Origin of the sequence: Acidovorax delafieldii 2AN, assembly GCF_000175235.1 — a bacterium.
Taxonomy (GTDB): Bacteria; Pseudomonadota; Gammaproteobacteria; order Burkholderiales; family Burkholderiaceae_C; genus Acidovorax; species Acidovorax delafieldii_B.
This window is the reverse complement of sequence record NZ_ACQT01000624.1, coordinates 1-575: the sequence shown is the minus strand read 5'-3', so window position 1 is coordinate 575 and position 575 is coordinate 1. Positions and strand designations below refer to the sequence as shown.

General features: G+C 72.0%; 1 pseudogene. It reads left to right on the top strand.

The window, feature by feature from the left end:
• Positions 1 to 271: 271 nt before the first annotated feature.
• Positions 272 to 575: pseudogene (locus tag ACDELDRAFT_RS23420) on the top strand (YciI family protein); the annotation flags it as partial.

Here is a 575-nt window from a genome sequence, read left to right as displayed (position 1 = left end):
GCCCAGGCCCTGCGCACGCCGGGCCGGCCGGTGTTCTGATACCGCTGGCAGAGTTCGGGGCGCCGCCAGCGCGGGTGCGCTGCTGTCTCCGCACATCTCACCCTCCCCCTTTGTACTGGCCAGGGCAGTGCGGGACGACCGGTGCTCCCTTGGCCAGTGCGGGCCACCACAACCCAGGCAACGCCGTGGGCGGCCCCGCTGTCGGTGACGCGCGGGGCCACCCGCGCGTGCCTAGAATCCGGCCTTTGCGCCCCACCTCCCGGAGACCCCCATGCCTTACATGCTGCTGATCATGGAACCCCCACGGCCAGAGGGCCGAGCGCGGGCTGGCCGGGGGGCAGGAAGCCTATGCCCGCATGCAGCGTTTCGGCGATGGCCTGCGCGCGCGCGGGGTGCTGCGCGCCAGCGAGTCGCTCGCTTCCACCGAGCAGGCGGTGCGGCTGCAGGTGCGCGAGGGCCAGGCACGGCTGGTGGACGGGCCTTTTGCCGAGACCAAGGAAATGGTGGGAGGCTTCTTCTTGCTCGACTGCGTCACGCGGGACGAAGCCCTGGCCATTGCGCGCGAATGCCCCGCC